This is a genomic window from Streptomyces sp. XM83C (assembly GCF_023072675.1).
Lineage (GTDB): Bacteria > Actinomycetota > Actinomycetes > Streptomycetales > Streptomycetaceae > Streptomyces > Streptomyces thermocoprophilus.
In genome coordinates this window covers 1-5,362 of sequence record NZ_JALLGL010000372.1, presented here as the reverse complement: position 1 = coordinate 5,362, position 5,362 = coordinate 1, and the positions used below count along the sequence as shown (strand labels likewise).

At 72.7% G+C, this 5,362-nt stretch carries 5 protein-coding genes; 1 reads left to right on the top strand and 4 read right to left on the bottom strand.

Annotation, left to right across the window (positions count from 1 at the left end):
- Positions 1 to 67: 67 nt before the first annotated feature.
- From MTQ10_RS27445 to MTQ10_RS27430, 4 genes are all read right to left on the bottom strand, one after another.
- Positions 68 to 1,141, bottom strand: a complete 1,074-nt coding sequence (locus MTQ10_RS27445) for an acyl-CoA dehydrogenase family protein (protein WP_247472964.1) — start codon at positions 1,139 to 1,141, stop codon at positions 68 to 70.
- Positions 1,138 to 2,319: an acyl-CoA dehydrogenase family protein gene (locus MTQ10_RS27440; RefSeq protein WP_247472963.1), complete on the bottom strand. Its 1,182-nt coding sequence runs from the start codon at positions 2,317 to 2,319 to the stop codon at positions 1,138 to 1,140. The genes MTQ10_RS27445 and MTQ10_RS27440 overlap by 4 nt, the downstream gene beginning before the upstream one ends.
- Positions 2,316 to 3,287, bottom strand: a complete 972-nt coding sequence (locus MTQ10_RS27435; protein ID WP_247472960.1) for an NADPH:quinone oxidoreductase family protein — start codon at positions 3,285 to 3,287, stop codon at positions 2,316 to 2,318. The genes MTQ10_RS27440 and MTQ10_RS27435 overlap by 4 nt, the downstream gene beginning before the upstream one ends.
- Positions 3,288 to 3,447: 160 nt before the next feature.
- Positions 3,448 to 4,023 carry a helix-turn-helix domain-containing protein gene (locus MTQ10_RS27430; protein ID WP_247472959.1) on the bottom strand — a complete coding sequence of 192 codons (576 nt, stop codon included), beginning with the start codon at positions 4,021 to 4,023 and terminating at the stop codon, positions 3,448 to 3,450.
- Positions 4,024 to 4,100: 77 nt separating this feature from the next.
- On the opposite strand from MTQ10_RS27430, the gene MTQ10_RS27425 reads away from it, so the two are divergent.
- Positions 4,101 to 5,156 carry an NAD(P)/FAD-dependent oxidoreductase gene (locus MTQ10_RS27425; RefSeq protein WP_247472957.1) on the top strand — a complete coding sequence of 352 codons (1,056 nt, stop codon included), beginning with the start codon at positions 4,101 to 4,103 and terminating at the stop codon, positions 5,154 to 5,156.
- Positions 5,157 to 5,362: the final 206 nt, after the last annotated feature.

Sequence of the window (5,362 nt, the reverse complement as noted above, 5' to 3'; positions counted from 1 at the left end):
GGGTGGGGGTGGGTGGGGGTGGGGGCCCCAAGAGGAGTCCCCCCGTAGGACGACCGAAGCACCCAGCTCAGGGCCCCTGAAGATCCACCAACCCCGCCAGCGCCTCGCGATGGGCGCCCGCTGTGCCGTAGGCGAGGGAGTCGGCCTTGGCTCGTTTCAGGTAGAGGTGGACGGGGTGTTCCCAGGTCATGCCGATGCCGCCGTGCAGTTGGAGGGCTTCCTCGGCGGCGCGGACGGCGACGGGCGCGGCGTAGGCCTGGGCGACGGCGACGGTGACGTCGGTGTTCCCGCCGGTGGTCAGGGCGTCGGCTGCGGCGCGTGCGGCGGCGCGCAGGTTGACGACCTCCAGCCAGAGCTGGGCGAGCCGGTGTTTGAGCGCTTGGAAGGAGCCGACGGGCCGGTTGAACTGTTTGCGGTCCTTCAGGTAGCGGACGGTGTCCGTCAGCAGGCGTTCGGCGACGCCGAGTTGTTCGGAGGCGAGCAGTCCGGCGCCGGTGCGCAGGGCGCGGCGTACGGCGGGTTCGGCGTCGCCGATACGGCGGCCCGCGGCGCCGTCGAGCCGTACGGTCGTGACGGGGCGCGTGAGGTCGAGGGAGACCTGGGAGGTGACGGTGGCGGTGTCGGCCTGGACGGCGTACAGGGCGCCGTCGTCGGCGGGTACGAGCAGCACGTCGGCGACGGCGGCGTCGGCGATGCCGGTGAGTTCGCCGTGGAGCAGCCCGTTCTCGGCGTGTACGGCGGGGAAGGGGGCGCCGGGTGCGCGGTGCAGGGCGACGGCGAGGATGCCGACGGTGCGGCCGGAGGCGAGCCCGGTGAGGAGGTCTTCGGCGTCGCAGGCGAGGAGGGCTTCGGTGGCGACGACGGCGCTGGTGAGGTAGGGCACGGGGGCGACGGCCCGGCCGAGTTCCTCGAGGACGACGGCTGCTTCCCGGTGGGTGGCGCCCTGTCCGCCGAGTTGTTCGGGGACGAGCAGTCCGGCGAGGCCCATGCCGTCGGTGAGCGCCTTCCACACGGCGCGATCGTGGGGGGTGTCGGTCTCGGCGCGGGCGAGGACGCTCGACGTGTCGCAGTGGTCGTCGAGGAGGTCCCGCACCGCGGCGCGCAGCGCCTCTTCCTCCTCGGAGTAGAGAAGATCCGTCATCGGGCGAGGTCCTTCCATGCGACGTCCTTGTCGGTGCGCGGTTCGGCGGGCAGGCCGAGGACGCGTTCGGCGACGATGTTCAGCAGGATTTCGCTGGTCCCGCCTTCGATGCTGTTGCCCTTGGCGCGCAGGTAGCGGTAGCCGGCGTCGCGGCCGGTGAAGTCGACGTGTTCGGGGCGGCGCATGGTCCAGTCGTCGTACAGCAGGCCTTCCTCGCCGCGCAGTTCGACTTCGAGGCCGCTGATCTCCTGGTTGAGGCGGGCGAAGCCGAGTTTCATGCCGGCGCCTTCGGGGCCTGGCTGGCCGACGGCGAGCTGTTGGCGCAGGCGTTCCGCGGTGAGGCGGGTGACCTCGGCGTCCACCCAGAGTTTCAGCAGGCGCTGGTGCAGGTCGTGGGTGCGCAGTTCGGGGCGTTCGCGCCAGGTGCGGGCGACGGGGCCGATCATGCCGCCTTCGCGGGGGACGCGCATGCCGCCGATGGCGACGCGTTCGTTGTTGAGGGTGGTCTGGGCGACGCGCCAGCCGTCGCCGACGGCTCCGAGGCGGCGGTCGTCGGGGATGCGGACGCCGGTGAGGAAGACCTCGTTGAACTCGGCTTCGCCGGTGATCTGCCGCAGCGGACGTACGTCGACACCGGGGTCGGTCATGTCGCAGACGAAGTAGGTGATGCCGGCGTGCTTGGGTACGCCGGGGTCGGTGCGGGCGATGAGGATGGCCCAGCGGGCGAGGTGGGCGCTGGAGGTCCACACCTTCTGTCCGTCGATCACCCAGTCGTCGCCGTCGCGGACGGCGCGGGTGCCGAGTGCGGCGAGGTCGGAGCCGGCGCCGGGTTCGCTGAAGAGCTGGCACCACACTTCCTCGCCGGTCCACAGGGGTTTGAGGAAGCGCTGTTTCTGTTCCTCGGTGCCGTATTTGAGGATGGTGGGTGCGGCCATGCCGAGGCCGATGCCGATACGGCGGGGGTCGTTGTCGGGGGCGCCCGCGGCTTCCAGTTCGGCGTCGACGACGGCCTGGAGGCTGCGGGGGGCGTCGAGTCCGCCGAGGCCTTCGGGGAAGTGCACCCAGGCGAGGCCGGCGTCGAAGCGGGCGCGGAGGAAGTCGAGCCGGTCGGTGGTCGTGGGCGGGTGCGCGGCCAGGAACTCTCGGGTGCGTCGGCGCAGTTCGTCGGCGTCGGTCATGCTGCGGCTCCCTTCTCCAGGACGACGGTGACGCGTCCGGTCGTCTCGCCGTCGGCGACGCGCTGCACGGCCCGCGCGGCGTCTTCGAGCAGTACGCGTTCGCTGACGAGTGGTTCGATCGCGCCGCGGGCGGCCAGGGCGGTGAGCTGTTCGTGGCAGTGGCGGACGAGTGCGGGGTTCTTGGTGTTGTACAGGCCCCAGTGCAGGCCGAGGATGGAGTAGTTCTTCACCAGGGCGTGGTTGAGGGCGGGGCTGGGGATGGTGCCGCTGGCGAAACCGACGACGACGATACGGCCCTCGAAGGCGACGGTCTTGGCGGACTGTGTGTAGGCCTGGCCGCCGACCGGGTCGTAGATCACGTCGGCGCCGCGTCCGCCGGTGGCTTCCTTCACGGCGGCGACGACGTCCTCGGTGTGCCGGTCGATGACGATGTCGCAGCCCAGTTCGCGGGCGACGGCGGCTTTGGCGGCGCCGCCGACGACGCCGATCACTGTGGCGCCGGCGGCTTTGCCGAGCTGGACGGCGGCGCTGCCGACGCCGCCGGCGGCGGCGTGCACGAGCAGGGTCTCGCCGGCTTCCAGGTGGGCGCGGCGGTGCAGGCCGAACCAGCCGGTCTGGTAGCCGATGTGGAGGGCGGCTGCCTGGGCGTCGTCGAGGGAGTCGGGGGCGGGCAGCAGGGCGTTGGCGTCGGCGAGGGCGTATTCGGCGAAGCCGCCGTGCGGCAGTGCGGGGGTGGCGATGACGCGGCGGCCGTCCTCGGTGTCGGCGCAGACCTCGACGCCGGGTGTGAACGGCAGCGGGGGCCTGACCTGGTACTGGCCCCGGCAGAGGAGGGCGTCGGGGAAGTTGACGTTCGCGGCGCGTACGCGGAGCAGCACCTGGCCATCGCCGGGCGTGGGCGGTTCGGCATCGGTGAGGCGCATCACCTCGCTCGGCTCGCCGTTCTCGTGCACCTGCCATGCCTGCATGGGGAGCCTCCACAAGACTGCGTTCGTCCGTCCGGTCCCCGGCATACTAAGCGGTCGCTTGCCGATTGGGGAACAGGACGGCCACCCCGGTGCACCGACTCCGCGACTCCTCGGCTCGGCGCCCCCGCACGCCGGCGTCAGCGGCAGGCGTCCGCGCCCCTCACTTCCGTACGGCCGGACGCGCCCGTACGTGCATGCGCTCGCCCTGCGGCCCGAACAGGCTGAGGATCTCCACCGGCCCCTCCCCCGTCGAGCCGAACCAGTGCGGAACGCGCGTGTCGAACTCGGCCGCCTCCCCGGGCCCGAGCACCACGTCGTGCTCACCGAGGACGAGGCGCAGCCTCCCGGAGAGCACGTAGAGCCACTCGTAGCCCTCGTGGGAGCGCGGGTCGGGCTCGTTCACCCGATTCGGCTCGATGATCTTGTACGCCTGGAGTCCGCCGGTCTGCCGGGTGAGCGGGTACATCACGAGTCCGTTGCGCCGGATCGGCTTCGCGCGCACCCGCGGATCTCCCGTGGAAGGCGCGCCGACCAGCTCGTCCAGCGGTACCTGGTGGGCCCGGGCGATGGGCAGCAGCAGCTCGAGTGAGGGTTTGCGCAGGCCGGACTCCAGCCGGGAGAGGGTGCTGACGGAGATGCCGGTCGCCTCGGACAGCGCCGCGAGCGTCACCTCCCGTTCCTTCCGGATCCGCCGCAGGCGGGGGCCGACGTTGGCGAGCACTTCGTCCGTGGTCATGCTCGTATTGCAGGAACGGCAAACAGATTTGTCAATCCCGCGCCGCCGGGCGACTCTCGCGTCAGGAGGTGGTCATCATGACCGAGTCGTACGAAGTGATCGTCGTGGGCGGCGGGGCCGCGGGGCTGTCCGCGACGCTGGTCCTGGGCCGGGCGCGGCGCCGGACGCTGGTGGTCGACGCGGGAGAGCCGCGCAACGCGCCCGCCGCGCACACGCAGGGCTTCCTGACGCGGGACGGCATGCCGCCGGCCGAGTTCCTGGCCGTGGGGCGCGAGGAGATCGCCCGGTACGGGGTGGATCTGGTACGGGACCGGGCGGTGGACGTCCGCCGGGTGGCCGACGTACGGCGGCCGGGGAGCCCGCACGGGGTGCCGTCCGCGCACGGCACACCTGACACGGCCCCCACCGCCCCCGGCATCGGGCACCCCCCGGAGGTCGACGCCACACACCCGTACGACGGTTTCGAGGTGACGCTGGCGAGCGGCCGCACGGTGCGCGCCCGGCGTCTGGTGGTGGCGACCGGCCTCAGGGACGAGCTGCCGGATGTGCCGGGCGTGGCGGAGCGGTTCGGGCGGGATGTGCTGCACTGCCCGTACTGCCACGGCTGGGAGGTACGGGACCGGGCTTTCGGGGTGCTGGCGACGAGCCCGCTCAGCGTGCACCAGGCGCTGATGGTCACCCAGTGGTCGAAGGACGTGACCTTCTTCCTGCACAGGGTCGCGGAGCGGGACCTGGCCGAGGAGGACCTGCGGCGGCTCGGTGCCGCGGGGGTGCGGATCGTGCCGGGTGAGGTGGCGGGGCTGGTCGTGGAGGAGGACCGGCTGTCCGGGGTGCGGCTGGCGGACGGCACGGTGCACGCGCGTGAGGCGGTGTTCGTGGCGCCGCGTGCCGTGCCGGGGACGGATCTGCTGGAGCGGCTGGGGGCGGAGCTGCGGGAGACGCCGTTCGGCGCGTATCCGGTGATCGACGAGCAGGGCCGGACGAGTGTGCCGGGTGTGTGGGCGGCGGGCAACGCGTCCGGCTTCTCCGAGCAGGTGATCAACGCGGCGAGCCGCGGCTACCGGGCGGGCGCGGCGATCAACGGGGATCTGCTCTTCGCCGACCTGGACGCGGCGGCGGGCATCGGGCACTGAACAGGGTGCCGGCACCGGAAGCAGGGCGCCCCACGCGAGGCAGGGGCGGAGGCGTCCGCCCAGGCCGAGGCACGGGACATCCGCCCAGGCCGAGACGCAGGGTCCGCCCCGCCCCAGGCACGGGCATCCACCCCGACCGAGGCACAGGACATCCGCCCCCCGACCTAGGCCCCGCCATTCCGGTCACCGACCGCCCGCCCCTCACC

What these genes read in the sequence shown, in the direction of transcription:
- MTQ10_RS27445 (WP_247472964.1), bottom strand. Translation starts at nt 1,141, where the DNA reads ATGACGGATCTTCTCTACTCCGAGGAGGAAGAGGCGCTGCGCGCCGCG.
- MTQ10_RS27440 (WP_247472963.1), bottom strand. Translation starts at nt 2,319, where the DNA reads ATGACCGACGCCGACGAACTGCGCCGACGCACCCGAGAGTTCCTGGCC.
- MTQ10_RS27435 (WP_247472960.1), bottom strand. Translation starts at nt 3,287, where the DNA reads ATGCAGGCATGGCAGGTGCACGAGAACGGCGAGCCGAGCGAGGTGATG.
- MTQ10_RS27430 (WP_247472959.1), bottom strand. Translation starts at nt 4,023, where the DNA reads ATGACCACGGACGAAGTGCTCGCCAACGTCGGCCCCCGCCTGCGGCGG.
- MTQ10_RS27425 (WP_247472957.1), top strand. Translation starts at nt 4,101, where the DNA reads ATGACCGAGTCGTACGAAGTGATCGTCGTGGGCGGCGGGGCCGCGGGG.